Genomic DNA, 1,555 nt, shown 5'->3' on the forward strand with positions numbered 1-1,555 from the left:
GCCGCTATTGCCTTCAGTAATAGCATAAACTGGCGCAAGATTAAGCGTCGGCAAGGTGTCATCATTATTGATCGTGCCCGTGGTATTCACACTAGCGCCTAGTGTTGCATTCACGGGCGTATTCAAGCTCACGGTAAAGTTTTCATTCGGCTCAAATACCGTATCACCAGCAACATTAATCGCAATGGTGGCGGTTGCGACTCCAGCAGCAAAATTCACCGTTCCCGTCGGCAATACTCCGCCTGTGAAATCAGAACCAATCACTGAATTAGTACCGCTGCCTGCAACTGACCAATTCGCACTGGAGGCAGCGGATAAATCACCCGTTCGATTAACTGTCACATTCACAGCAGTAGAGCCGCTATTGCCTTCCGTAATGGCTGACACTGACGCAAGATTGAGCGTCGGCAAGGTGTCATCATTATTGATCGTGCCCGTCGCGCTCGCACTAGTTCCTAGCGTTGCATTCACGGGCGTATTCAAGCTCACAATGAAATCTTCATTCGGCTCAAATACCGTATCACCAGCGACCTTAATCGCGATGGCAGCAGTTGCCACTCCAGCAGCAAAATTCACTGTGCCCGTTGGCAATACGCCACTCGTGAAATCACCACCAATCACCGGATTAGTGCCGCTGCCGGCGACTGACCAATTCGCACTGGAGACAGCGGATAAATCGCCGGTTCTATTGACGGTGACATTCACAGCAGTGGAGCCGCTATTGCCTTCAGTAATGGCTGACACTGACGCAAGATTAAGCGTGGGCAAGGTGTCATCATTATTGATCGTGCCCGTGGTATTCACACTGGTGCCCAGCGTTGCATTCACGGGCGTATTCAAGTTCACAGTGAAATCTTCATTCGGCTCAAATACCGTATCACCAGCAACGTTAATGGCAATGGTGGCAGTTGCTACTCCAGCAGCAAAATTCACTGTGCCCGTCGGCAATACTCCACCCGTGAAATCAGAACCAATCGCTGAATTAGTACCGCTGCCTGCAACTGACCAATTCGCACTGGAGGCAGCGGATAAATCACCAGTTCTATTAACAGTGACATTTACAGTGGTAGAGCCACTATTGCCTTCAGTAATAGCATAAACTGGCGCAAGATTAAGCGTCGGCAAGCTGTCATCATTATTGATCGTGCCCGTGGTATTCACACTGGTGCCCAGCGTTGCATTCACGGGCGTATTCAAGCTCACAGTGAAATCTTCATTCGGCTCAAATACCGTATCACCAGCAACATTAATCGCAATGGTGGCGGTTGCGACTCCAGCAGCAAAATTCACCGTGCCCGTTGGCAATACGCCACTCGTGAAATCAGCACCAATCACCGGATTAGTGCCGCTGCCTGCAACTGACCAATTCGCACTGGAGACAGCGGATAAATCGCCGGTTCTATTGACGGTGACATTCACAGCAGTGGAGCCGCTATTGCCTTCAGTAATGGCTGACACTGACGCAAGATTAAGCGTGGGCAAGGTGTCATCATTATTGATCGTGCCCGTGGTATTCACACTGGTGCCCAGCGTTGCATTCACGGGCGTATTCAAG

1 protein-coding gene is annotated in these 1,555 nt (G+C 50.4%); it reads right to left on the minus strand.

Going from position 1 to position 1,555, the window contains the following annotated elements:
- Nucleotides 1–1,542, minus strand: a 1,542-nt coding sequence (locus tag CKO12_RS14215) for a Calx-beta domain-containing protein (RefSeq protein ID WP_200155376.1), incomplete at its 3' end; no start/stop codon positions are given.
- Nucleotides 1,543–1,555 lie beyond the last annotated feature (13 nt).

The sequence above is a fragment of the Chromatium okenii genome, assembly GCF_016583745.1.
In the GTDB taxonomy this organism is placed as follows: domain Bacteria; phylum Pseudomonadota; class Gammaproteobacteria; order Chromatiales; family Chromatiaceae; genus Chromatium; species Chromatium okenii.